Below are 25,017 nucleotides of genomic sequence, written 5' to 3' on the forward strand. Positions count from 1 at the left end.
GCCCAATTAAAGGGTGGAAAGGCAACTATTATGGGCTTTTACGGTCAATCAGATAAGCAAATACTTGGGAAGCTGGGCAATCGCCTCAAAAAGTACCGCTTACGAATGAACCTTACTCAGGATGACATGGCTGAGCGTGCAGGCCTATCCACCTCCACCATTAAAGGGCTGGAGGCTGGTCGTGGCAGGCTTGATAGCCTTGTTGCTGCACTAAGGGTACTTCGCCAACTTGATTCATTGGATAACTTTTTACCTGAACCGGCAGTAAGTCCGATGCAAATTGCTACTCAAGGCAAGCAACGGCAGAGAGCCAGCCGTAGCTCACAGAATCAGCGCGATACTCTGCCCGTGAACAACAATAAGAAAAGGAGCAAGCCAGAATGGTAAGCCAGACAAATGCCGCAACAGTTCACTTGTGGGGCGAGTTGGTAGGCGCTGTCCACTGGGGTGACAGTGGTTATGGTTCATTCGAGTATGCACCGGAGTTCTTGCGTCGGGGGCTGGATATTGCTCCGATAACCATGCCAATTGAAACTTCACAAGAGCCATATACATTTCGCGGCCTCGGTCGGGAAACATTTAAAGGATTACCGGGACTCCTCGCCGATTGCCTGCCTGACAAATTCGGCAATGCGGTGATTGATGCCTGGCTCGCACGCCAAGGGCGAACTCCAGACAGCTTCAACCCTATTGAGCGACTCTGTTACACCGGTACTCGTGGCATGGGCGCGCTTGAATTTCAACCAGCGGTGGACGGCACCTTCAAAGACTCTGTCGACCTGAACGTTGAAGAATTAGTCAATCTAGCTGCCGCAATTACCAATAGGCAGACGGATCTCAATACGCAATTTGGACATAGTGATACTGAAAAATCAGGCTCCTTGCTGGACATTTTGCGCGTTGGCACCAGTGCCGGAGGCGCTCGAGCAAAAGCAGTTATTGCCATGAATGATAAGGGGGATATTCGCTCTGGTCAGGTCCCCGCCCCTAAAGGCTATGACTACTGGCTTTTAAAATTTGACGGCGCGGGAGATCTTGAACTCAGGGCAAGCGATGGCTATGGGCGGGTTGAATACGCCTATTATCATATGGCTCGCGAAGCGGGTATCAATATGGCGAAGTGCGGGCTACTGGAGGAAAATGGCCGAGCGCATTTTATGACGCGGCGCTTTGATCGGGTAAACGGGCAAAAGCTTCATATGCAGTCTCTATGTGGTATTGCGCACTTAGATTTCAACATGGCAGGCGCACACTCCTATGAGCAAGTATTCAGCATAATACGTGAACTATATCTGTCTAAAAATGAAGCCGTTCAGCAATATCGCCGTATGGTCTTCAACGTATTGGCCAGGAATCAAGATGATCATACAAAGAATATTGCATTTCTTATGGACCCAGCCGGAGAATGGTCTCTTTCACCAGCCTTTGACCTGACTTATGCCCACAATCCTGGCGGAGCTTGGACAAGTCAACACCAGATGAGTATTAACGGAAAGCGTGATCACTTCAATTTAGATGACTTAATAACATTAGGGGAATCCATCAGCATTAAGCGTCCAATGGAGATAATTGATCAGGTCGCAAGTGCGGTAGCAAATTGGGAGCAGTTCGCTGAAGCCTCCGGTGTCTCTGAAAGCTGGATTATTGAAATTGGCCAAAACCACCGCAAGCTAACTTGAGTTTTATCTATATGTCATTGACCTAGCCGCTACCCACTTCTTTTGTGGCCCCAAGGATGGAGCCAGGGTTCGATCCCAAATTTTACCGCTAAAACCTTCAGCCTCCCAACCATACTCCCACGGCGGCCCCAGTGTATCTTTTAACTCCAAAGATCCCTTGTCGAATAGAACAGAGGCACCGTAAACGGGCTTATAGTCCATGAGATATCGAGCGGGATGAAGTCAAGTCCAATCGAAAAAACGACACTTCAATCGTCTTCATCTGAGAAATATCAGCTTACATTCTATTTTGGCGATTAACGTATAAAAGAGCTGCTCATGATGAAACTGTCACTTCTATTCACAATAATTTTGATTTCCCTTGCTTTTATGGGAGCTAAAACGGCAGCAGAAGAGAATAGTCATAACTCAATCAAGAATAGTGAGGGCATCATTTGTAATAATGAGTATGTTCTATGCACATCTGCCCCATGCATTCCAGATCCCAGTAATCCAGATTCAAATGCAGTTTGCAGATGTGACGTTAATAAGGGGTTGAACTTCGGGTTTTCTGAATGTAAAAACCGAACTCCTGTGACTGACTCAAACGACGTCAAAAAAGCCTTATCGACATTTTCTTTCGCGCAGGCTCCCACCAAGCCTGTACTTTCCTGCCCCGAAGGTAAACCGTGGACTGATTGCCTGGATCAACCCTGCATTGTCGACCCGATGAATCCACTTAAAGCCATATGCACATGCAAGATTGTACGGGATAAGTCTTTTGTAACTTTTGGAGGCGATTGTGTTTCCCTGAGTTGTGATACGGGTTACTGGTCAGGTGCAACGGCAGAGTCCTATGTGGGAGCAAGCAGAAAACTGATGAAGGCATTTAGCTTAGATGAGGTTCCCGCCAAATATTGCGTGGGGATGAAACCTGAGGTTTCAGAGTAATTTCTGCGCGATCCAAGTCACATCAGTCTTTTGTGCTTTTTAGAAATAGATACCCAATTCGCAGTACGGAGCGTTGATCCCTACTCTGTTTAGAGGCCATACAATTCATGAAAGAATCACCAAGTAGATTATATTACTTTCATAATTATTGAAATTTCGGAAAAAGTTAAATCACCCTTATCGTAATTTCTGGTATGGTTAAATCAACCACAAGAAATGATTAACTAACAACTGCCGCCTAAAAAATAAAAACCAAACAAGCAACACTATTTTTAGACAAAAGGCACTCTTATGAGAACACGCTGTAGCCACGTTTTACTCTGGGTGGAGGATATTCATCAAGCCGTACAGGATTTTCGCCAGCTGGGTTTTACCGTAGATTATGCAACGAAAGAAAAAAGTGCTCAGCACGCACATATTTGGTTTCGTGAGGGAGCGATTATTGAGTTACTAACATCACCATCCAATGCTCAATACTTCAAATGGATTATTGACCTCTTTGCCGGCCGGGGCGCAGGACGTAGGATGATACGTTGGTCGCAAGAAGGAGAAGGTTTTTGTGATGTTGCCTTAGTCAGTGACGATTTTGATAATGATCTTTCAGCGATGAAGCGTGAGGGTGTTCAAACCGGGCGAGTGATTCCCTGGCAACGAACCAAGCCAAACGGACAAAAAACCAGCTTCCGCTTTGTTTATCCTCGCTCTGAGCGACTGCCATTTATTGTAAGTCCATATAACCCACCTCAGTACCCTCAAGAAACAAACCATAAAAATGGTGCTACTGGCCTGAGTAAAGTGCACATGGAAGTCAGTGAACAGGACTGGAAAACTGTACAACGTTTAATCGATAAAGATTCCACATTTAATATCAAACCCGGGCCTACAACCAAAGTTACGGGTATAGAGGTTAGTGGTCTGAGAGAAAATTTGGACCCGACTCTTTTGCATGGGAGTAAAATCAACCCAGCAAGCTAAGGAGCCTCTGAGCTATTTAGTGGATCAATCTCTACAGAGATTGATCCACTCACCATCAAGATAGATAAAACAGTCGTTAACTAAACAGTCGAAATCTTATTACAGACGGTATAGAACTCCAACTCCCGCACGACGTCCTTTTGCCGGCGCCCCTATTCTGGCATCAGGGGCAAATATCGCATTGGTGTAGCCATATAACTGATACTGCTCATCAAGCAGATTGTCAGCAAACAGATAAAGCTCCATAGAGTCCGTTTGCAGTGCTACACGAAGGTCCACCTTGCTGTAAGCATCCAGGTTAAAGTGGTTTTGTGCATCTGCCGGGCGCTCATCTACATGACGTACAGTCAGGTTGGTATTGAGAGCCGGTGCGCTTAACCCCATAAAGTCTGGTAGAGGCTGGTAGTAATTCAATGCCAGGCTAGCACTCCAGCTGGGTACGTCAGGCACTTCATTACCCGCCAAAACGTCACCACCGGAAACACCATACACATCTTTTGTAATTTCCGTATCCAGGAAGCTCAAGCCACCGGCAATACTAAACTGCTCGGTAATAAACCAATCGGCCTCAAGCTCTGCACCAAATGTCTCCGTATCTGCGTTTACTGCAGCAGAGGAATAGGAAGCAAAATCAAAGCCTAACAAATGATCATCTTCCACTGAGCTAAAGAATACAGCACCACTGATATTCAAACTGTCTGACTCATTTTTAATGCCTAGCTCGAAGGTGTCGACAGTTGCGGGCTTGTAAGCAACGCTATCGGCAGACTGCAAAGCAAAGTCATTGAACCCACCGGATTTATAGCCTCGTGCGGCAACTGCATAGATATTTGTGGAATTGGACAGCGAATAACCAAGAGCCAAGCGGCCAGTTGTATAACTATCGTCCAAATCTCTTTGATCTTGAGAAACGTAGAGATTGCCATCCATACCGTAGCTGGAATACTCACCGGCGTACTTCTTACTCTCTTGGGTGTAACGTAATCCAGCTGTAAATTTTAGGGAGTCAGTTACAGGTAATGTAGTCTCACCGTAAATAGCCTGGCTATCAGTATCGTAATCCCGGTATTGATTGGCGAAGGACACCAAATCAATTGAGTCAAAACTTCTTTCACCTTCTTGTAGATTGAGTCCAATCACCCAGAATGTAGATGCCTCAGGCAATGAGGACAAGCGTAGATCCTGGCTGATGGTCTGCTCGTCCTGGCTATCGCCACGAAGATACTCCATTGGGAAATTGAACACTGCTTGGGCAGTCTCTTGGTCAAAACCGGTTAGGTAACTAAAATCCGTGTTGACCAATGCAGTGATAGAAGTCAGTTGAGTATTAGCCCATTGGTGATTGATTTCAGTGGAAAATCGCTCAACGGTTTTTTCATTATCGTCAAAAGCTCCTGGTGTGTGTTCACTGCCAGGGTCATCACCGAAAGGTTGTAATAACTGAAGGTTCAGAAAGCCTTCCTGTTGTTGCTTCTCAGCAATAAATAAGGCTGATGTTTTCGCACCCAAATCCCATTCCAGACTACCTCTGAAAGCCAGGTCTTTGGGTTCAGTCATTGGATCGCCGTTAGTCGTATTCTCAACCCAATGGTCCTCACTGATATGTCGGATGGCTACTCGGCCACGGAGTGATTCAGAGAATGGGCCGCTGATAACAGTTTGATATAAACTCTGGTTATCCTCTCCGAGCTCTACACGTCCGTAAGCTTCAAACTCTTCGGTTGGCTTGTTAGTGGTAATATTAATAGCGCCAGCTTCACTGTTGCGCCCGAATAAGGTCCCTTGAGGACCCTTTAATATTTCCAGTCTTTCGATATCAAGGGTCCCAAGGGACACATTTCCCGCAGGCATAGATACGCCATCAAGGTTCACTACAACGGAGCCATCATCCTTATTTACCTGAGTCAGTGAACCAACCCCGCGAATACGGATATTTGCATCCACCGCACCACTGGAAGAATAAACATCTACTCCAGGTGCACTGCGCAATGCATCTTCAAAATTGAGCAGCAATCGGTTTTTCAAATCCTCTTCGCTAACAACACTCAAGCTGAAGGGAACATCCTTGGCTTTCTCTTTTGTAAGCCGGGCAGTAACTTCAACGACTTCCATTTCTGTTTCGGAAGAACTCTCCTTTTCCGCTCCTTCCGCCGCAGAGTAGGCTCCGGAAGCGTATAGCAGACTTGCCGATATTAGCGAAATTTGTTTCGCAAGTACTTTCTTATCTAGGTTTAAGCTGAGCATAAATTGAATTTCCTTTCTATTACTTAGGCTATTAATTGATATTCGATACTTCAGAACTCTCAGCCAGTAAATTCTGTGCAGGGTCCCGCTGATAGGAAGGCCAGATATCCAGCGCTAGAACTTTCTCCGAGGGCAGACGCTCAATCAGCGTTTTTCCATTGATGACCTCGGAATCCAACTCATTGATATCGGCTAGCAAACGGTAGCTGGCCGTTTGTGCGACCGGTTGCCATCCACCCTTCTCCCAGCGCCAACGCTGTCCGTCCAGGCGTATTTGACCGGACTCCAGGTACTCGACCGTTAGAGCTGATGAAAGAGGAGCCCCGAGCATATTTTGCGTCCGTGTCTCACCGACATAAGCGCTCAGTACATTTTCAATATTCTTCTGCTGCTTGATGTCATCGAGTAACGCGGACAGGGACTCAGGAGATTGCAGAAGCGTCCAGTCCAGTGCGGCCACCGGCGCATAGTAGCGAGTCCAACCGGAAATCGGTGCGGTGCTCAAGCGCTCAACGGGTACCTCACTGCCAGCCAGGTCTCTGGTCGTCTTATCGGAGTATCGAACCAGCACATCATCAAGCACTTCGATGCCATCGATTTCCGCTACACAAAGCAGGCCAATCGCTCCGGAAACTCCATCGCTGAGCCACGCGGAGCCGGCAATACGTCGTATGTCCGAACTTTCCAGTAAATGCTGGCGGGCCAAAGCTCGGGCGATATCGACCCGCCGCAGCCAACGCCCTGTACCTTCATCGGCAATATCCCAATGAGGCCCCTCGGACAATTGCAGCAAATTACCGCTGGCCCGTGTCTCTCCAAGTCCTCTTGGCCATTGGGCAATCCGTTTAATTTCGATATCAGTACCCAGCCGCTGGCTCACGCAGGCCTGCATCTGCCCAACGTCCTTAGCAATGGCAGAAACCATATTTGAGCGATCGGAATCATGGGAAATATCAAACCCATCGAATACCGCTAGTTTCGTATTGGGTGCCCATTGAATGGAGAAATCCAAGGGGCCAGTAGTACTGCCCTGTTCGCTGAAGACAGGCTTGTCAGCGCTTTTAATACGAACTTGCCAACGCCAATCTCCCGAAGGGGCCGCGCCCTCAAGGGTTGTGGCCAGCTGTGCGGTTGGCAGCGTAAACTCACGGCTTAAACCCAGTGCTTCGCGCTCTGCTGGCACCCGCAAAATACGCTCGGGATCAATGCCTAGACGCGGAACAATATCACTGGCTTGTAACCAGACTCCACTGGCAGTCAGCCCTGAGGGTTCTCCCTCTGCGGACCACCCCGGCGCCTTCATTTGCCACAACAGTTTGATATTACAACCCTGATCAGAGCAGCCTGATACTGGCAGCGACATATGGTCGTAACGTTGATCCGGTGTGACTTCACGCCCGCCCACTGAGGCCTTAACCAATACAAATCCGTGGGGTAATTCAAACTGCAAGCCCTGCCCTTCGACATGAACTTTATGCAATAACCACTCACCTTCTACTGTTTGGTTATCCGGGTTGATATTGATATTCAATTCACCACCGGACACCTCAAACCCACTCGCTTTCGGCAGCCAATAAGATTCCCAGAGGGCATCTTCTTGTTTGAGTTGCTCTGGTGATTGATACCCGCCCTGCACTACCAGCCTATCTCCCAATACAGAACCGAGACCGAGAAGAAATAAAGCGGAACAAGCCACCAGAGCGCCCTGAGGGGCCATAAGACGTGAACGTATCAGGGCAAAACCCTGAGACATGCGGCTATCCAGTCCACGGGGAATCAAAAGAGCAGACAGGCCGATCATCAATATGGCAAGCGCAACTTTAAATCCATCCAAGGCCAATAAATAACCGATCCAGGGTTCCCAACCACTGAGTGCTGACAGTTGAATATGAGCGGTGATACCCACTTCATAGGGCGGGTAATGCACCAGCTCCAGCTCATGATTGAGGACCAGAATAAAGGTCACAAACATTGACATGGAATAGGCAAAGCCCGCATGGCGGAACAGTGCATGCACCAAAAGCACCATCATCGACAACTCCAATAAAGGAGCTGTCACTATCAGCAATTGATAAGTGAACGCCTGTACGATATCGACAGATGCAGGAGCGGTGAGAAGCACAGTAATAATGCCCGATAGACCCGGCAACAGGGCCAACAGCACCGTCATGGCGAATACGGTAAGGGCAACGCCAAATAATCGTGTGTAGTCGGGCGCGGGGGTTGCAGACAGCATGTCGTCAAACCCAGGCACCTGATCCCTGCGGCACACCAAGCCAGTCAATGCGGCGATTACAAAAGCAATAACCAGGAAAATAACATCCTTGAGAAGCGGCAATAGCATTTCCAAGCGCGGTGCCATAGGCCCTTCAGCGTGCCAGATGATCTGGGTAAACGAGCTAGCCACCCCCATTATTACCAGGACCGCAACACCGACCCACCAAGCGCGACTACTCCATACGTGAAATAATCTCCAGCGAGCTTCCAGCATGAGTTGACGCAAGGCGCGGCCAACCGATGCGGTATCGGGCTTAGATGGAGAGAAATCTTTAACCTTGCGAGTGGCTGCCTTTTTAGCGGCCTTCGCCCGGGCAGGTTTGGCAGCCCCTTCCAGTACCAGTGTTTCCCTTCGCAAGTATTTCAGGCAAGCCGCCAAGGCAAGCAAAGGAACAAGACACCATAGAATTCGATTCAGTACCGAACCCAAAGTAAACGGCAGTAGCGAGGTTGATTTTTGCAGAGGTGTCCAGGAAGTAACCTCCGTATAAACGAAAGTAAATAGCGAGGGGTCCATTACCGCAGCCAGCTGCGGATTAATATTGCCACCCCGAAGAACGATCACAGCAAACATCCACAGCATCATTAAAGCCGCTGCGAGTCCAAAAGGACCGGCCAGGCTGCGAGTTCGCAACGTAGCGACAAAATACAGAGCGCCAATACCGATGCTCGCGGGAATCTGTAACCAGATCCATGCAAACCCAAGGGCTTTCCAGGGCGCTGGGCCAATCGCTGTTTCGGGCAGCAAGCCCATCCACACCAATACCGGCGAGACCAAAAATCCTACCAGCGCAGATGCACTTAATATGGCTCCTATTACCGCTGCGCCAAGAAACCGCCCCCAAAGCATTACGCTCAGGGAATTCGGTGTTGTATAGATCACTTCATGCAGACTGGCTTTGCGGTCCCGCAAAATAGGCTGCGAGAAAACCCAGGCCCAGGCAAAAAACTGAAAGAACATACATCCCGCACCCATCAGGTAAATGAGTGATGGTGAGTTCCGGGGAATATCTGTGGCCCCCATTTTTTGCATGTAGTCGGCATTGACCAAATTCAGAAGCAGGTAGATCACCAGCCCCCAGAAGGCTAAAGCCACGATGCCGCTGCTAAATCCGGCTCTTATCTCCAGCTTTGCCTCATGGGCAATAAGCGCCAGCTTGTTCATGCAGCCTCCCGCTGGTCTTTTACCTGCTCAATAGCCAGATGATAAATATCTTCCAGGCGAGGCGTGTGGGCAGTAAAACGAGAGTCTGCGGGTTTTTCCCCGTGTACGATTACCTGGGTACCATCGGGTCTGGCAATATTGTGCAGGGATGCGGGAAGTGATTCGCCACGGGGAATCAGTGCTTGCCACATCTTGCCTATATGAGGGTCTGTGACCTCCGGGGCTGTGCCCTCAACAACAATACGCCCAGAGGCCAATATGGCCAGGCGCTGGCACAGGTTTTCGATATCTTCAACAATATGAGTAGAGAGCAATACAATGGCATCCGCCGCGACATCCGCCAAAACACAGTGAAAGCGATTGCGTTCAGCCGGGTCCAGGCCAGCGGTTGGCTCGTCAACGATGATCAGGCGCGGCTCGCCAATCAATGCAATGGCAATACCAAAACGACGCAGCATACCGCCGGAATAGGTTGATACGGCTCGATCGGCTACATCGGCCAAATTGACCTGCTCCAATAGCCTATCCACTTCACGGCGTCTTGCGCTTGTTTCAGTGAAGCCTTTGAGCCAGGCAAAACGCTCCAGCAATGACCGCGCTGCAATTCCAGGATAGGCGCCGATATGTTGCGGCAAATAGCCCAGTTTACTGCGCATAAAGTCCGGCTTTGCCAGCACATCCACACCATCCAGCATGATCCGACCACTGTCCGGGGTTTGCAGGGTAGCCAAGGTACGCATCAAACTACTTTTCCCGGCACCATTAGGCCCAAGTAATCCGTACATGCCGGGGCCAACTTCCAAGTTAACGCCGTTTAACGCCTTCACCCCATTTTTATATGTCTTAAAGAGCCCTTCGATGATCAACCCTGATTGATTTTGCATCTCTCCTCCTAACCCCGTTTTATAAGTAAAAATTCCGTAATCACTTTTTTTGTGCTGTTCGTGTTTTCTTAAAACTCTAGTCGCAAGCCTGACCGACAATATCCGCGAGTGCCTGAACTGATACCGGCTCCGGTTCCCCTGGCTGGATCAACGTCGGCATACCGATTCGGGCCGTTAAATCACTCCACGCCATTGAGACACTCAATGCCCATTGACCACTTTGCTTGCGCTTCTCGGGTTGTGCGATATCAGTACAAAGGGAGTGCAGAGCCTCAATAACCGCCTCCGGCCAAGTGAGGGCAAAAATATCGTGGTAACTACGCATTTCCGTATCGCCCAGGGTAACCATGCTGGGAACGGCCAGCCGCTCTGTACCCTCACCCTTTAAAATAAGCCGGCCGGTTTGGTCCCTTGCCGAATGTAACCTGGGATTCCAGAGCACGGGGCCGTGAGTATCAGTCAAAGTCAAAACCCCAGCCTCGCCACCTATAGCAAGCCGATGTAATAGCAGGGAATGATTATCAGGGTCCTGTGGATGAACCTGATTCTGAATACGCAAAGTCATGGGCACACCACCAAAGGTAGCCGACAGACTTTGAAAAGGATGGCCCTCTGGTTGCACCGGCTCGCTAAAAGACCAGGGGCGAAGCTCGCCCACTGCACGACCAATAACATCCAATAGCGGATAGGCCATCTGGCTGTTGCAAATAGCATCGATCATTTCCAGGCGCTGGTGCCGACGCAAGTATTCTGCCGCAGCCAGGAACTGCCTGGTGGGGCGCAAATTGGGGTAGAGGGTGTTAACGGCATAGGCCGAATTCCCCTGCTTTGCAGCTAGCAGATTGGCGGTAATTTCCTTGGTGTGGACCGGATGCTCCTGCAATACATGAATGCCTCGTTTAAGAAACGATTGCGCTATTTCAGAACCCTCGCCCCCGGTTGCACCAGAACGCACAACAACACACACAATATCGATATCATCGGGGACCTGCTCTGCCTCGGTATAGAGCGGTACTCCATATTGCTCGGCACAGCTCCTGGAATAATCGCTGCCACGAGCCAATAATCCTGAGAGTTCAAAATGTTCTCGGCCGGGTAATCTGAAAGATGTCAGGGCTTCAAGGTAAATGCGGCCAAAGCCTGTCCCTGCAACGACAACCCGCTTGCGGTTATCAATTCCCATTTGACTCTCCCCGGTTTTCAGCCATGGACACGGCCCATTTCTCTAATTGGTCCTTATCTATCTGCCCCTCAAGAGTCAAAGGCAATTTGTCCAAAACTTCGATATAAATTTCTGACTTAAAGTGATCGAGATATTCGGCCAGGCAATCTGCTGACAGTCGCATTTGATGTTGCTTGGCTCTACAGGCAAAGAAGCGATGTCCCTGCCTGGATAGGGGGTGTTCAGATACAGGCAAATCCATAGCCAACTCTAATCCGGCAGCCTCCAGGGCATTGTGCCACTGGGAAAGTGATAGAAATGTTGCACCGGAATCCGTACGTTCGTCGACGGCATCCACCAGCATAAACGCCTGTGATGCCATCACCCAAAACTCCTCACTGGTTGGCTCCGTCATAATGAACCAACCACCAGGGCGCAATAACTCGGCTGCCCTGCGCAATGATGCATCTGTGTCGCGGGCGGCGTTAAAAACACCGCCGGCAATAATTACATCGAAGCTATTGGGGGAAAATCCCTGGCTGCGCGGTGAACGATCAATATCAAACAATCCACGGTGCAACCAGGGGCGCTGCTCCTGATCCCCATGTTTTGCGAAAAAGCTATCGAGAAAAGCCGCAGAGATATCCGTAAACTGGTATTCAAAGTTGATATGGCCACTGACATCATCCAACACTGGCAGTAGAGCCTGGGTAGTCGACCCAGTGCCAGCGCCAACTTCCAGTATTTTCAGAGTCTGTTGCTGGCCTTCCCAATTATTTAAGATGGACTTCAATAAAGCTCTTACTGAATGCTGCTGGTACCTGGCCGCTATACCCTCCCGGTAAAGCGCACTCGCCAACTCAGTGCTACCACGGGGGAACAGCAGGTGCACAGCCTGGACTTTGCCCCGAATTAGATCCGGTAATTGTTCCGCGTTAGCGCGGGCGTAATCGATCGTTTTACTGGCTCCAGACAGCATCCGCCATTCCTGTTCCAGCCGAGTCCATGCTAGAGCCAAGGCAGCATCACTGTAGCTGTCTGGATCTACCTCTGGCGACCAATACTCGCCATCAGTACGAAGTAACTGCTGCTCCTGTAAAACCTTGATCCAGCGCTTGATCAAAGCTCGGTGCTGCTGAGCCACCGGAGGGGCTTCAAGTATTTCCGCTAAGCTGTGTACTGAATGTCGATCGCAAAACAATCCCAGGTGGCTGAAAGCATTCAGCATGGATAGCAAAGCAGTAGCGTTAAGTTGTTCCGTTACCTTTACCGCATGTTCCAAATCAATATGGGCAAATTCCGCATCCAGCTCGGTATTAATTCGCGCGAACAACCCTGTCATATCAAGGTTACTGGCCTCTGCCTGCATTTTGGGCTGCGCAAAGACCGCCCAGCGATTCTCTCCAGCAAGGGGAATTGTCACGGAGCTGGCGACCGCAGGGTGTTTCGCCACACTTTCGACAAGAGTCGCAAGCTTTTGGGTCTGGGCTTGCTGGACCTTTGCAACGGGTTCTATACCTTTATCGGTACAGACCCAACCGGAAATATCGTTTGCCAATAAGCGTTGAATATCCCGCAACAGAGATTGTGATAGCAAGACATCGGTTTCATACAAAAGGCATTGCAGGCTTTTGAGATTGGTCAAGGCCAATGCCGGGTGTGCGGCCAAGCCTTTTAGCAAAGTTGACGTCAATACCACACCGGAAAACCCTGAACGCTCCAGAGCAACCAGCGCTTTAGCTGGGTTGATAGCGGGGTCCTGCAATCGCACAGGTAGCCCACAACTCCATGCTGCGAAAATACCAAAGCGAGCAAATTCATTGAGCGGAGAAAATACGGCGACCTTTCCCTGAATAGGCCCCAAAGCTTCTTGCTGCGCTTCGAGTAAGGTCAGGTTTGTCTCCACGGTGGTGTTTTCTGCCAGCAATACCGAAAACTCACCTCGATGGCCTTCTAACGCATTCGGGATTTGTACCTCTAAGGTCAAGCAATCCTTCTCTGGGTTCGCCTCAGGCACAAGTTCAAACCCGATGCCCAGCCTTAGTGCCACCAGGTGCATCAGCAGAGGCAACCCATTCCCAGAATTATCAGCTTGCCAGAGTAGTGTTTTGCCTCGCTGTGAGCCCTGTTCTGCAAGCTGCTCATTGAGCTTTGCAACCACGGAACCAGTCCAAGTCAGCACCTGACTGCCACTCCAGTCACAGCCTTCAAGTGATAATGCGGGATATTCACCCAACTGTTCCAAACCACTTAAAATATTTGCTGCTATTGCTTCTATTTTCATCACAGCCCCTTAAACAGCCCTTGCAACAAATAAGGTTTGGCCCGCTACTGATAGCGACGATGTCGAGGGTGCCAGGAAATACTTAATCTCAAAGCCAGCGCTAACCAGCTCTTCCTGCCAGGCTGCGCTATCAATAAATACCTGATCCGAGCCCCCTCGCCGATCTTCACTGCCCAAAAGAGTCCCGGATTCAGCAGGGGAAAGCAGAAACTGCATTGCCGTTAACATGGCGTGGTTATCCCGAGTGGATTCGCTAAACAATAGCCAGCCACCAGGGACAAGCGACCTGCGAATACGCTGTAGCGTTTGGCCAATATGAGCAGCGTTGTGCAAAACATTGCCAGCCACAACGATATCGGTACTTGCCGGCGCAATTGACTGCGCAGAAAAATCGACATTGATATCGAGCAGGCTGCAACGCAAACCGATGTGATTGCGAAATTTTTTCTGTGCCGCAGTGGTAAATACTGGCGATACATCGGTAAAGCGATAATTAACCGGCCTTCCGGCTAAAGTATCTAAAATTGCCGAAGTGGTTAGGCCTGCACCTCCCCCCAATTCAAGCACTCTCAGCATAGGCCCTGGCTTGACGGCCTGTTTTACGATGTACGCTGCGGCATAATTGAGATACGTCGTAAACCAGTTGTTCTGGTAGGCGGCCAGTGCCGTTAGTATTTCTCCATTCTCGAACAGCAATTGATTAATGGAGACTTGATCCCGCACCAGTTCAGACAAATGCGTCAGGAGCTTTTGATGTGACTCGGCCATTTCAGGGGGGAATCCCAGCGCACTGTAGGCCTCCGGTAATTTATCTGCTCCGACTGCACTCTCAGGAATTTGCTCCCAGGAGTAGTTGCCATTACTGAGCCTCAAAAACTCTCGTTCAACCAAGGCCACCAGCCAGCGGCGAACCAGCCAATGGTGTCGGGAAGCGGCACCCAGCGTATTAATAATTTCCTCACTGCCGCGCCCAACACTCTCTGGAGTCAGCACTCCGCTGGAGGAAAATAACTCCATAATCGTCCGCAGGCTGATAAACTCAAGCCTCTGCATTGCAGCCGGCAGTTTTGCCAAACCACTGTCTGTAGCAAGCTCAGCGGGTAAAGCTGCCAGCCCAGCCTCATGGGCGGTATCGGCGGGTGGAGGTGTTAGGTTTTTCAAATGGCTCCCTCCTCAAGGCACACCATATCTTCAATACTTGTTTCCAGGGTGGTTAAAAAACTCAATGCCCCAATCTTCGACATGCGTTCCATCGCCAATGCCGGCGGCAATACTTGGGCGCAGTAATGACAACCCGGTGGGATTTCATCGCGAAGTACAGCCATAGTGGTGACTGCGGCTACCGCTGCTGTTAGATCTGCATTGCCAGTGCCCCGCAACGCGGCTGTGCGAGTGCGCTCTTGCTCGTTGTATTTACCGGTAAGTTGCAAAAGCATCAGCACATAAGGATCGCGCCCCGCCAGATCCAGCGCACTGGCCCGACACAGTGCTGCCCGCGCTTCGTCGCGGCTAAAACCATGGGTAGTATTAAAGGCGGATAAAATATAAGAGCCGCTAACCGCGTTATACCAATCACCATCAGAGAGGGATAAATCCTGAGCTAGGCGCTCGCCCTCGCTATTTAAATACGGAAGCACAGTGGTAGATTCAGGAAAAAAGGGCAGCTCGACATCGGAACGGCGTTTCAATATTCCACTCACCCGGCGTCCATTGCGCCAGGCTGCCAAGGGTTTACTGTGCTGTTCATTGGCACCTTGCAAATAATCATCGGCGGCGACATCGGTAAATCGATCGCGCAAGCCGAAATAGCTGATCAGGCTCTCTACCTGTGAAAACTCCTGCTCTGCCAGCCAGCGTGGTAGCAGACTACTGAGCCCCGGCTGTAAGCCGGCTGATAAAACTGCGGTCAGACCATGGCTCTGGTAATAGGATCCATCGAGTTGCTCATAGAGGGCTTCATCGCCAGCAACATCGATATAGGCTGCTCCCACTTGTGCCGCAACTTTGGCAACCCTGTCGCCAATTAAATGTGAAGGTCCTGCACAATTGATCAGAACCTCGCAGCCAGATACAAACTGATCCAGTGAGGCTGCATCCAGGTAGTCCACCGTCTGATAAGAAATTACCGAATCACTGGATAGCGGCTGTTTATGTGCGTTGCGACCACCGATACGCATAGCACCCAACTCGAGGGACTGTAAATAACCGGTAACCGCTGCACCCACATCGCCATAACCACCTAAAATCGCAATTGTCATAGGCTTACCTCCATATCGGACTCAACCAAACGCCAGCCAGTAGCTTGACTGCGCTGTTGCCAAAAATGTGCATACAGACCCTGCTGTGATAACAACTTGCGGTGATTGCCAACTTCAGCCACCGCACCTTCTTCAAGTACGATTATTTGATCCGCGTTCATAACGGTGGATAATTGATGGGCGATCACAATGACAGTGGACCCTTGTTTTAATTGCTGCAGGGAACTGTTCAGGTACTTTTCATTGCGCGGATCGAGTGCTGCTGTTGCTTCATCCAGCACAACAATAGGTGCAGCTTTTAATAGGGCACGGGCGATAGAAACCCGCTGGCGTTCGCCACCAGAAAGTGCAGCGCCCCCCTCACCTACCTGCGTCTGCCATCCCTGGGGCAAGCGCTCAATAATCTCGTCTACTCCAGCCAGTTTCGCCACACGTTCCAGGGCTTCCTGACTGGCTTCGGGGTGACTCAATCGAATATTCGCTTCCAGGGTGTCGCTGAACAGATACACATCCTGCATAACGATAGAGATCTGCCGCATCAGGTCTTCTGTGCGCAGTTGCCGCACATCCACCCCGCCCACTTTTACCTGGCCCTGGTCGGTATCAAAAAAACGCAACAACAAACGAGTGATGGTGGTTTTACCCGAGCCTGATGCACCGACTATCGCTGTAGTGGTACCCGGAGAAACCCTAAAGGAAAGATCCTTCAATACCGGTTGCCCCAACTCGTAGCTAAAATTCACATTTGAAAATTCAACCAACCCACCCTGCTCGGTAAAAGGCTGAGATCTGGATGGCTCAGGTAGCGACTGCTCAAAAAAGATAGCGGCCAGTCTGTGCAAATCATTACCGGCCATGCGCAGCAGACCACTGCGCCCGGCGAGTTCCGCCAGAGGACCGGTAAATCTGGCCGCCAAAGCTAGCAAAGCCACCAATTCAATAGGGGGAAGTTGTTGATTGAGCGTGAGCCAAACACCCACGGCAATCACTGCGGCAAAGGCGAGTTGCACCATAAATCCACCGGCAAACAAGCGGGGGAAGGTCTGCCGCAACATGGAACCCGCCGCTCCGCTTTGCCCGGCAATCGCCTCTTCCAGTGGGAGATAACCGCTGACATTTTTGCCAAAAGACCTGAGTACCGCTTGGTTGCGGGCAAACTCCACCACCCGGCTACTGGCGCGAGCACCGGCAGCATCCACTTCCGTTTCCATGGCGCCTATCCACTGGGCGGACCAGCGATGGCCAATATAAATCAAGGGCACAAACAACAAAGCGGTCAGCCCCAGTCGCCAGTCAAACCACAACATTGCCACCCCCACTGTCAGCGGAGTGACAACACCGCTGACAGTGGGGGGCAACAGGTGGGCAAAAACGTTAGTCACCATCAAGGTGCCCCCGGTTGCACTGCGGGACAAACGACCGACTTTTTCTGCACTGAACCAACCGAGGGGAAGTTGAGAGAGGTGTTCACCCAAACGATTGTGCAGGGTTTTCAATACCAGGATGGCCAGTGCAGCCCCTTTTACGGTTTGCTGGTAACGAGCAATACAAGCAATCACAACTACCGATAACAGGGAAAGCAACCAGTACCCAACCGCCTCCATCTCAGAGGCCAACAGTGAGCTGAGCAGAGGCACCAGAAGCGTCACCGCGATTCCCTGCAAAACCCCATAGGCGAGAAGCCATACCGCATAAATGCCAACTTCACGGCGATACGCAGGTCCGAGAATGGCAAGCAAACTGCGAATCATGATGAGACCCCGCTAGTAACGTGAGCCTCATCACTCATTGCTTTTTCACTCTGTTCGGCACTGTTGTACAAACGCCATAATTCTGCGTAGTGCTTGCCCTCAGCCAACAGTTGCCGATGAGTTCCGCATTCAACCAGGCGGCCATTGTCCAGAACCGCAATCTGGTCAACGCCGGCGATGGTGTGCAGCTTATGAGCAATCACCAGCACAGTACGATTGCGCACCAAACAAGATAATGCCTGTTGAATCTGGGCTTCAGATTCCGGATCGGCGTGAGCTGTGGCCTCATCCAAAATCAACACAGGGGCATCTGCTAAAAGCGTGCGCGCGATACTTAAACGCTGTGCTTCTCCACCAGAAAAAAAAGCATCCTTGCCAATAACCGCCTGGTATCCTTGGGGGAAACTTAAAATGTGTTCATGGATGCAGGCACTGCGCGCTGCATCTACCAGCTCCTGGTCACTGGCATCCGGGCGCCCAAGGCGCAGGTTGTCTGCCACAGTGCCAGCCAACAGCTGGGTCTCCTGAAGTACAAAACCCACATGTCGATATAAATTGTCTGGAGCAATATCACGAACATCGACGTCCCCCAGGAGTACAGCACCTTGGGTCACGTCATAAAAACGGGGCACCAGCTTGGCCAGGGTGGATTTCCCGGCACCGGAACTCCCAACCAAAGCTGTGATCGAGCCGGGGCGACAGCGCAAAGTAATATCGCTTAATACAGGCCGATCCTGGGTATAGGCAAAGCTGACCTGCTTAAAAAGCAGCCCTGCATCTTTGGGCTCTTTGGGTTCAGAGGTAACAGCCAGAGGCTCAACCTCCAATAATTGATCGATCCTACCTGCAGCAGCTTTGGCTTTTTGCTGGGCGGTCAGTCCCTGGCTCAAGGTCAGGATGGTCTGGGGAATTATCACGGCGATCAGCGTTGTTGCGAGAACATCAATCGGCTGTATGGCTGTATTCACCACCAGCCAAGCGCCTCCGGCCAGACTCACCAACATAATGACTGGCACCGACAAGGCCAGAGAGGTTACGGCCTCCAAACGGACAAGCGGTGTCACCCAGCCCGTGTAACGGCGGCTGAAATCCTCGACGGCCTGTTGGTAATTTCTGTGAGCGCGGCCGGTTTGCGAGAAAACCTTAACCACCGCAATGCCGTGAACAAATTCGACAATCGCAGCGCTGACCCGACCAAAGTCCTTATCCAGCTGCTGCATTTTTTCCCCGAAACCACGCATCATCCAGGCGTAGGACACTAGATAAACTGGCAGGGTGAATATCGCCAACAGGGCCAAGCGCCAGTCGAGCCAGGTTAAATAACCCAGACCCGCCAGTGGCAGTGCAAACGCAGCGGCCAATTCCACCTGATGGTGCGCAACCATATGGTGAAGATCATCTAGATCGTCTTGCACCGCTTTGCGCACAGCACCGGAGGTGTGCTCGCTGTACCAACCCAGGGGCACCTGTCCCAATTTCCGCACCAGGGCCCGTCGCAGTTCCGCCTGCATACGCTGGTCGGCAATATGGGTTAACCACAAGCCGATTACGGTGCAGATCCAACCCATCGCCAGCCCGGCAACTATCGCGAATACAACGGGAATAATCGCCTCGGCGACATCACTGATATCGGGCGCCAGGAACAGGCGAGCCAACTCAACGATACCGATAAAAGGAATCAGTGAAGTGAGCGCACCACAGGCACCGAGCACCACCCCCAGCCACACGAGGCTACGAAATGGACGCATCAGTTCCCGCAGGTTGTGCTTTCGCAAGTTGGAATTTGGCAAAATGTGCTCAGACATCTATTCGCCCGCTTTACCGCGCTGTAATGGTTTTGCCAAATGCTCAACGACAGTGGCAACCTGCGGCGGCTCCATCACGCTGAAGTGATTACCCGGTACATCGATTAATTCAAAATCCCCCAGACAAACATCCTGCCAATAAGGCGCAGCCATATGGCCTACGCCGGCAGTGACACCGAAGGATTGCTCTTCCTGGCAGCGCAAGTAGGTCATATCGCCAATATAGGGAGGCAGGTCAAAACAGGCAGCGCGCATACTGTGTCGGCACACCCGGAAAAGTCCCGGTATCATCGCAGCTTCAACCGGCACACCCGCCTGGGCAGAGGCCATCTCGGTATAACCGGCCAGGCGCTGCTCCTGGGTGAGTTGAGAGCGTTGCCGCACGGCTTCCGCTACCGCTTTAAGCCCGGCATCACCGTCGAGTTCTGCCATTGCACCGGCGGGAACACGACCGTTGTGTTTCTGCATTAAGGTCTCGATCGCGCGGGAAATATCTTCGCTCTCGATATGCTCACCAAATACCGCTTTTACCGGGTCGAGATTCAGGTTGGGGGCAAAAATCGCTTCGAAAGCCAGCTCTTCATCGGTATCGACAAACATTGGGATACTGTCGATCAGGCTCAGGTCAATCACATCGACACCGCGCTCCAGCAGTCTGCGCGAAACTTCTGTTGCCAGCAGGCCGCCCAAGCAGTAGCCAATTAACTGGCAACGCTGATAGCCCTCGTCGATGATTCTTTGTGCGTAATCATCGGCGGTGCGCTCGATTAACTCTTTGGCATCAATGGACAGATACATTTCAGTATCGGCGACAGCAATCCCGAATACCTGGCCCAAATCCTGGGCCGCAAGCGCTTTGCCCAGGTGCTGGAAATAATCCAGGGTACCCAGGGCCGCATGGAACATAATCCGTACCGGCGCCTCTTCTTTAGATACCCCTTTACCCTCGCTTTTATGGCTGAAAGGCACCATCAAGGAGTTGCTGCCCTCGCGGGTAGTTGCAACCAGGTTGTCGCTATCCGTGTCTGCCTGTTCCTCGGCAACGGCACCCGGCTCAACTCTCAGTGCTCTGGCCAATGCAGCAACCGTTGGTCCATTGAGCATGTGGCGCAACAAGGCGTCGTAAGTAAACGATTTTGCCTCGGGAATCTCTTCCAACAAGCGCCCTGCAACCCGCGCCATAATCAGCGAGTCACCACCGAGATCGAAAAAGCTGTCCTGTCGGCCCACATTATCGAGACCCAGTGCATTAGCCCATAGCTTGCACAGAGCCGTTTCCAGAGGGTCCATCTGTTCTGAGTGCGCAGCCTCTTGTGCATCGCCAGTCGCAGGGCGCCAACCGGCGAGCATTTTGCGATCGACTTTGCCATTGGCGGTGAGCGGCAGCTGGTCGAGAACTTGTAAATGAGCGGGCACCATATGCGCGGGCAATCTATTCGCTAAAAAGTCCCGCAGCTTCCCGGCACTCAAATATTGCCGATCAATTTTCATCTGCGCGGCCAATAAGTTCATACCAAAAGCCGACAAAGGATGCTCATCTTCCGGCAGGCAGAGTACTTGGCCGGCACCATGGGCTTTTAACAGCGATTGCCATTTTTCGATAGACAGGAACTTGGTCGCACCACAAGCGCGATTATCGCCAGCCGGGTCCATCATAAAACCCTGGGTGAGTAAGATATGGGCGTGATCCACCGTTGGCTCAGTCAGGATTAACCAGCCTCCGGGCGCCAGCAATTCGACTGCACTGGCAATAGCCACGTCTGGATCTCGAGTACTGTTGAGCATCCCAGCACATAAAATGACATCTGCACTATTGGGCGCCAAACCCTGGGCGCGATAGTCTGTATTGAGATCCATTATTCCGAAGCGCACCCAAGGCCATTCTTTAAATTGGCGGCGAGCCTCAGTCAGGAAAAATGCGGTCATGTCGGTAAATAGATAGTCAACCTCATATCCATCCAACATGGGAATAACCGACGCACTGGTAGCCCCTGTGCCAGCACCCAACTCAAGAACCGTTAACCCTCTATCGCTCTGGGCGGCAATGCGGTTAATTAATGCGGCAACGGCGGCATTGTTATAGCGGGCAATAAGATCGTCCCGATAGAGGGACAAAGCCACCTGCTGGTCGCCCTGGGGGAACAACAATTCAAACGGGTTTTGTTGATTCGCTAGTAACTGGGGTAATAACTCGACATGATCCCGGTGATATTGCAGGAATTCCCGATCACAAAAACCGCTTTCAATCCCCTGCTCAACTCGCTTCCACACAGCATCAACAGCGGAAGCATCAATTTCTTGGGTTCGCGTGTATTTTTCCTCAGTACTGGAGCTGGCAGTGGATAAGCTGAGCAGCTTTGCGTTAACGAGAAGGTCCAACCAACGACGCACCAGCCAGTGATGCTTTTCGTGGACTTCCGCTAGTGAAAGAATTTCTTCTGCACTGTATCCCTGCTCGCAATCTGTAAATGCCCCCAGGCCCATCAAGCCGTGAAGCATCGACAACAGGGCCGCTTGTTCAAGCGCCTGCACATAGTCGCCGACACTGACAGCTTCCGGCTCGCCCGCCTGGTAGTGCGCAAACTGACGCACTGAATTTACCAGCTCGGGATCGATAACCGCCGGCTCGGCATCATCCATCCGGCGACTTTCCACAAAGCCCAACAGATTTAAGTCCGCTCCCGAATCGCCCTCTTTCCTCTCAATCACCGCCGCTGCTGTTGATACTGCGGGGTGGGCCAATAATGCAGACTCCACTTCTCCCAGTTCGATACGGTGTCCACGAATTTTTACCTGTCCGTCTTCACGACCCAGGAATTCGAGTTCACCACCGGGCAAATAACGGCCCAAATCGCCGGTGCGGTAAAGGCGCTGACCGTCCACCGGATGAGAGAAGAATTTCTGTTCAGAGAGGGCCGCATCACCGAGGTAACCATCGGCTAACCCCAGGCCAGTAATCATCAGCTCACCCGCTACCCACACAGGGGCATCGCGCAACTGGCTATCCAGCACCCGGAAGCCCTGGTTCGTCAGCGGCACGCCATAGGGAATACTGCTCCAGGCGGGATCGACTCGCTCAATACGGTGGTAGTTGGACCAGATTGCAGCTTCTGTAGCCCCACCCATGCCGATCAGATTGAGTGCGGGCACATGGCGCCTGATATGTTCCGGTAAAGTAACCGGAATCCAATCCCCCGATAGCATTGCCAATCGCCATTCAGACAGCGGCCGAGGTTCTGTATCCAGATAGGTGGCCAGCATTTGCAACTGCGCGGGGACGGAGTTCCACAATGTCACCCGGTGCTCATCCATGACCTCCGCCCAATGTGAAGGGTCTGCACCGCGGGCCGGATCGGGCAATACCAAAATCGCACCGACTGCCAAGGGGCCAAAAATATCGTAGACCGACAAATCAAAACTGAGTTGGGCCAAACCCAAAATGCGATCGCCCGGGCCCACTTCGAAGCGGCGATTAATATCCAGCACCGTATTTAAAGCGGCCCGATGATTAATCATCACACCCTTGGGTTCGCCGGTAGAGCCGGAGGTGTAGATAACATAAGCCAGCTGCTCGGGGTCACCATTACTGGCTACCGGAATCTCAGTTTCAGGTGCCAGGGTATCTACACTGATCACCTGCACTTCTGATGGCCACTTAATTTGGCTGGCGAGGTCGCTGAGTGTCAGGACGTATTCCGCCTCTGCACTGAGCAACAGTTTATTGAGCCGTATTTCCGGTTGTGCCGCGTCCAGTGGCAAATAGATACCACCAGCCAGGAGCACACCGAGGGTCGCCGCTATTTGCTCCCGCCCTTTCGGCATTGCAATGGCCACGCGGCCGCCCAGCTGGAAACCTTCTTTGCTCAGCGATTTGGCGATACCCGCCGCTTTTTTTGCCAGGTCGCCATAACTTACACTGCCATTGCTATCAATGATGGCGGTAGCTTCTGGCGTTGCCGCAGCCTGGGCAAATACGCCCTGATGCAATAGCTCTGAAGGAACAGGCCCATCGGTTTGATTAACCTGATGCCTCTCCTGTTGCTGCCACTCGGGTAAAGAAACCGGAGATTTGCCAAGCCATTGCCCGTCGCCGCCAGCGGCGAGCTCATTCAACAAGCCGGTAAAGGCCGCGAACATATCCTCTACCAGGCCCGATGGAAAAACGCCCTGGCGCACGTCCCAGTTAATTTCCAGGCCATCGGCATCATCCCTTACCTGGCAATCCAGGGTGACTTGCGGTGTCTGGGTAATTCCTCTGCCGGACTTTCTACCGCTAGCGGGTTTTTCTGTATCTCCCAGGCCAATAGCACTGGTAAATACCACCGGCATCAATGCGGCCTCGGGTCCTCGCGCACGGGACATTTCCCGCAGTACTTCCACACCGGAGAACAAGCGGTGATCAATATCACTGAACAACTGTTCGCCAATGCCTGCCGCCCAATCGCGAAAGGTTTTTCCATTGGAATCACCAATCGCCAACACACTGACCGAAGTAAAATCACCAATCAGCTGGTTAACCTGAGGGTGTAAGGGCAGCCGATTCAATAAGGTAAGATTCAGGCTAAAGCATGGCTGGCGGCTCCACCGCTGCAATACCGCTCCGTAGGCAGCCAGCACGGCAACCGACGCGGTCAAGCCGGCAGTACTGGCTCGCTGCTTCAGTGTCTGCCAGTGCGCGGTGTCCAGGCGGTAGTGGTGGCGATTAAAACGTACAGATTCCGCTTCTGCAGCAGGCGGCAAAACCGGTAACTCAGGTGCGGGCGGCAATTGCTCAAGGCGATCCAACCAATAGCGACGATCATTTTGGTAGCCCTGGCTGTCCAATAAACTTCGTTCGGCCAGTAGGTAATCACGAAAATCAATTTCCATTGGCGGCAGGGCTGTACCGGGGTGAGACAGCAGGAGATCGAGCTCATTAAATAAAATTCCTGCACTGGCCCAGTCTGCGATCAGTGCATCCATAGAGAAATGCACTATATGGCCCTTATCTGTGCGGCTATGGCGCAGCTCGAACATGGGCCACTCACCAATGGGGTAGTTGCGGTGGCCCAGTTCATCTCTCACCGATTCCAAGGCAAGCTCCAGGGCGTCCTCGTCCAAACCGGTAAGGTCTTGGCTTTTCATTTCGTAGTGCGGCACTTGGGGGAGAACCCGCTGGTATCCCTCCTGCTCGATAACCGCCCGCAACATCGGGTGACGTTCAATGAGTTGGTTCCAGGCTTCCTGTAAACCTTTTGGATTTAATCCCGGGTACTCCAGCTCCAGGTAACCGTGACAAGCAACGCCGCCGTAGCCAAATGCATTTTGTCGACCCAACAGGTAGGCGGTCTGCACATCGCTTAAAGGGAATGGTTCATGCCGATTTTCCCTATCGGCCTCAACCACCACTCCCAGATCCTGGTCGTTGCCAGCGGCTGTTTGAGCAGCGCTCAGTATTTCGATAATTTGTAACTTGTGTTCCCGCAGCCTCTGCTTGTGCTGCTCCGACAGCAGGCCTTTGGCCGCGCGAAAGCGCAGTTGTTCAGACTCGGTCCAGAGTTCCACCCCAAGCCCTTGTAATTCGTCGATCAGTTCCATAGCCGTCATGGGGTTAAAACTCCGTC

General features: G+C 51.6%; 14 protein-coding genes. 4 read left to right on the forward strand and 10 right to left on the reverse strand.

Translation table 11 applies throughout. From position 1 onward, the window contains the following. Positions 1-30 precede the first annotated feature (30 nt). From ACJJIS_RS10625 to ACJJIS_RS10640, 4 genes are all read left to right on the forward strand, one after another. Positions 31-387, forward strand: coding sequence for a helix-turn-helix transcriptional regulator (locus tag ACJJIS_RS10625; RefSeq protein ID WP_444893934.1), 357 nt, complete (start codon positions 31-33; stop codon positions 385-387). Further along, the gene (locus ACJJIS_RS10630; protein WP_475710244.1) at positions 381-1,679 is read left to right on the forward strand and encodes a type II toxin-antitoxin system HipA family toxin; all 1,299 of its coding nucleotides are present in this window, start codon (positions 381-383) and stop codon (positions 1,677-1,679) included. The genes ACJJIS_RS10625 and ACJJIS_RS10630 overlap by 7 nt, the downstream gene beginning before the upstream one ends. A gap of 318 nt (positions 1,680-1,997) precedes the next feature. Further along, positions 1,998-2,609 (forward strand): hypothetical protein, encoded by a 612-nt coding sequence (locus ACJJIS_RS10635; RefSeq protein ID WP_282932857.1) that lies wholly within the window; start codon positions 1,998-2,000, stop codon positions 2,607-2,609. 291 nt (positions 2,610-2,900) lie between these two features. Continuing rightward, a complete protein-coding gene (locus ACJJIS_RS10640; protein ID WP_282932858.1) occupies positions 2,901-3,584 on the forward strand; it encodes a VOC family protein in 684 nt (227 codons plus the stop codon). Positions 3,585-3,683: 99 nt separating this feature from the next. On the opposite strand, the gene ACJJIS_RS10645 is transcribed toward ACJJIS_RS10640, so the two are convergent. The 10 genes from ACJJIS_RS10645 to ACJJIS_RS10690 form a co-directional block, all read right to left on the reverse strand. Further along, positions 3,684-5,828: a TonB-dependent receptor gene (locus ACJJIS_RS10645; RefSeq protein WP_413662052.1), complete on the reverse strand. Its 2,145-nt coding sequence runs from the start codon at positions 5,826-5,828 to the stop codon at positions 3,684-3,686. A 31-nt stretch (positions 5,829-5,859) separates the two neighbouring features. Further along, a complete protein-coding gene (locus ACJJIS_RS10650) occupies positions 5,860-9,270 on the reverse strand; it encodes an ABC transporter permease (protein WP_475710245.1) in 3,411 nt (1,136 codons plus the stop codon). Beyond that, the gene (locus ACJJIS_RS10655; protein ID WP_282932862.1) at positions 9,267-10,154 is read right to left on the reverse strand and encodes an ABC transporter ATP-binding protein; all 888 of its coding nucleotides are present in this window, start codon (positions 10,152-10,154) and stop codon (positions 9,267-9,269) included. The genes ACJJIS_RS10650 and ACJJIS_RS10655 overlap by 4 nt, the downstream gene beginning before the upstream one ends. Positions 10,155-10,230: 76 nt before the next feature. Beyond that, on the reverse strand, positions 10,231-11,337 hold the full coding sequence (locus ACJJIS_RS10660; RefSeq protein ID WP_475710246.1) for a Gfo/Idh/MocA family oxidoreductase: 1,107 nt from the start codon (positions 11,335-11,337) through the stop codon (positions 10,231-10,233). After that, complete coding sequence (locus ACJJIS_RS10665; protein WP_475710247.1) at positions 11,327-13,600, reverse strand: class I SAM-dependent methyltransferase; 2,274 nt, start codon at positions 13,598-13,600, stop codon at positions 11,327-11,329. The genes ACJJIS_RS10660 and ACJJIS_RS10665 overlap by 11 nt, the downstream gene beginning before the upstream one ends. 9 nt (positions 13,601-13,609) lie before the next feature. Beyond that, complete coding sequence (locus ACJJIS_RS10670) at positions 13,610-14,761, reverse strand: class I SAM-dependent methyltransferase (protein WP_413662056.1); 1,152 nt, start codon at positions 14,759-14,761, stop codon at positions 13,610-13,612. Further along, a complete protein-coding gene (locus ACJJIS_RS10675; protein WP_413662057.1) occupies positions 14,758-15,858 on the reverse strand; it encodes a saccharopine dehydrogenase NADP-binding domain-containing protein in 1,101 nt (366 codons plus the stop codon). Before ACJJIS_RS10675 ends, ACJJIS_RS10670 begins: the two co-directional genes overlap by 4 nt. Next, complete coding sequence (locus ACJJIS_RS10680) at positions 15,855-17,609, reverse strand: ABC transporter ATP-binding protein (protein WP_475710248.1); 1,755 nt, start codon at positions 17,607-17,609, stop codon at positions 15,855-15,857. The genes ACJJIS_RS10675 and ACJJIS_RS10680 overlap by 4 nt, the downstream gene beginning before the upstream one ends. After that, positions 17,606-19,414 (reverse strand): ABC transporter ATP-binding protein, encoded by a 1,809-nt coding sequence (locus ACJJIS_RS10685; protein ID WP_475710249.1) that lies wholly within the window; start codon positions 19,412-19,414, stop codon positions 17,606-17,608. The genes ACJJIS_RS10680 and ACJJIS_RS10685 overlap by 4 nt, the downstream gene beginning before the upstream one ends. After that, positions 19,415-25,000, reverse strand: a complete 5,586-nt coding sequence (locus ACJJIS_RS10690; RefSeq protein ID WP_475710250.1) for a non-ribosomal peptide synthetase — start codon at positions 24,998-25,000, stop codon at positions 19,415-19,417. Positions 25,001-25,017 lie beyond the last annotated feature (17 nt).

It is taken from the genome of Microbulbifer maximicatervae (SeqCode) (assembly GCF_056231245.1).

Bases quoted from the DNA above. Each gene is read 5' to 3' on its own strand.
- ACJJIS_RS10650 (WP_475710245.1), bottom strand. From the start codon at position 9,270: ATGAACAAGCTGGCGCTTATTGCCCATGAGGCAAAGCTGGAGATAAGA.
- ACJJIS_RS10655 (WP_282932862.1), bottom strand. From the start codon at position 10,154: ATGCAAAATCAATCAGGGTTGATCATCGAAGGGCTCTTTAAGACATAT.
- ACJJIS_RS10645 (WP_413662052.1), bottom strand. From the start codon at position 5,828: ATGCTCAGCTTAAACCTAGATAAGAAAGTACTTGCGAAACAAATTTCG.
- ACJJIS_RS10635 (WP_282932857.1), top strand. From the start codon at position 1,998: ATGATGAAACTGTCACTTCTATTCACAATAATTTTGATTTCCCTTGCT.
- ACJJIS_RS10625 (WP_444893934.1), top strand. From the start codon at position 31: ATGGGCTTTTACGGTCAATCAGATAAGCAAATACTTGGGAAGCTGGGC.
- ACJJIS_RS10665 (WP_475710247.1), bottom strand. From the start codon at position 13,600: ATGAAAATAGAAGCAATAGCAGCAAATATTTTAAGTGGTTTGGAACAG.
- ACJJIS_RS10685 (WP_475710249.1), bottom strand. From the start codon at position 19,414: ATGTCTGAGCACATTTTGCCAAATTCCAACTTGCGAAAGCACAACCTG.
- ACJJIS_RS10690 (WP_475710250.1), bottom strand. From the start codon at position 25,000: ATGACGGCTATGGAACTGATCGACGAATTACAAGGGCTTGGGGTGGAA.
- ACJJIS_RS10660 (WP_475710246.1), bottom strand. From the start codon at position 11,337: ATGGGAATTGATAACCGCAAGCGGGTTGTCGTTGCAGGGACAGGCTTT.
- ACJJIS_RS10630 (WP_475710244.1), top strand. From the start codon at position 381: ATGGTAAGCCAGACAAATGCCGCAACAGTTCACTTGTGGGGCGAGTTG.
- ACJJIS_RS10640 (WP_282932858.1), top strand. From the start codon at position 2,901: ATGAGAACACGCTGTAGCCACGTTTTACTCTGGGTGGAGGATATTCAT.
- ACJJIS_RS10675 (WP_413662057.1), bottom strand. From the start codon at position 15,858: ATGACAATTGCGATTTTAGGTGGTTATGGCGATGTGGGTGCAGCGGTT.
- ACJJIS_RS10680 (WP_475710248.1), bottom strand. From the start codon at position 17,609: ATGATTCGCAGTTTGCTTGCCATTCTCGGACCTGCGTATCGCCGTGAA.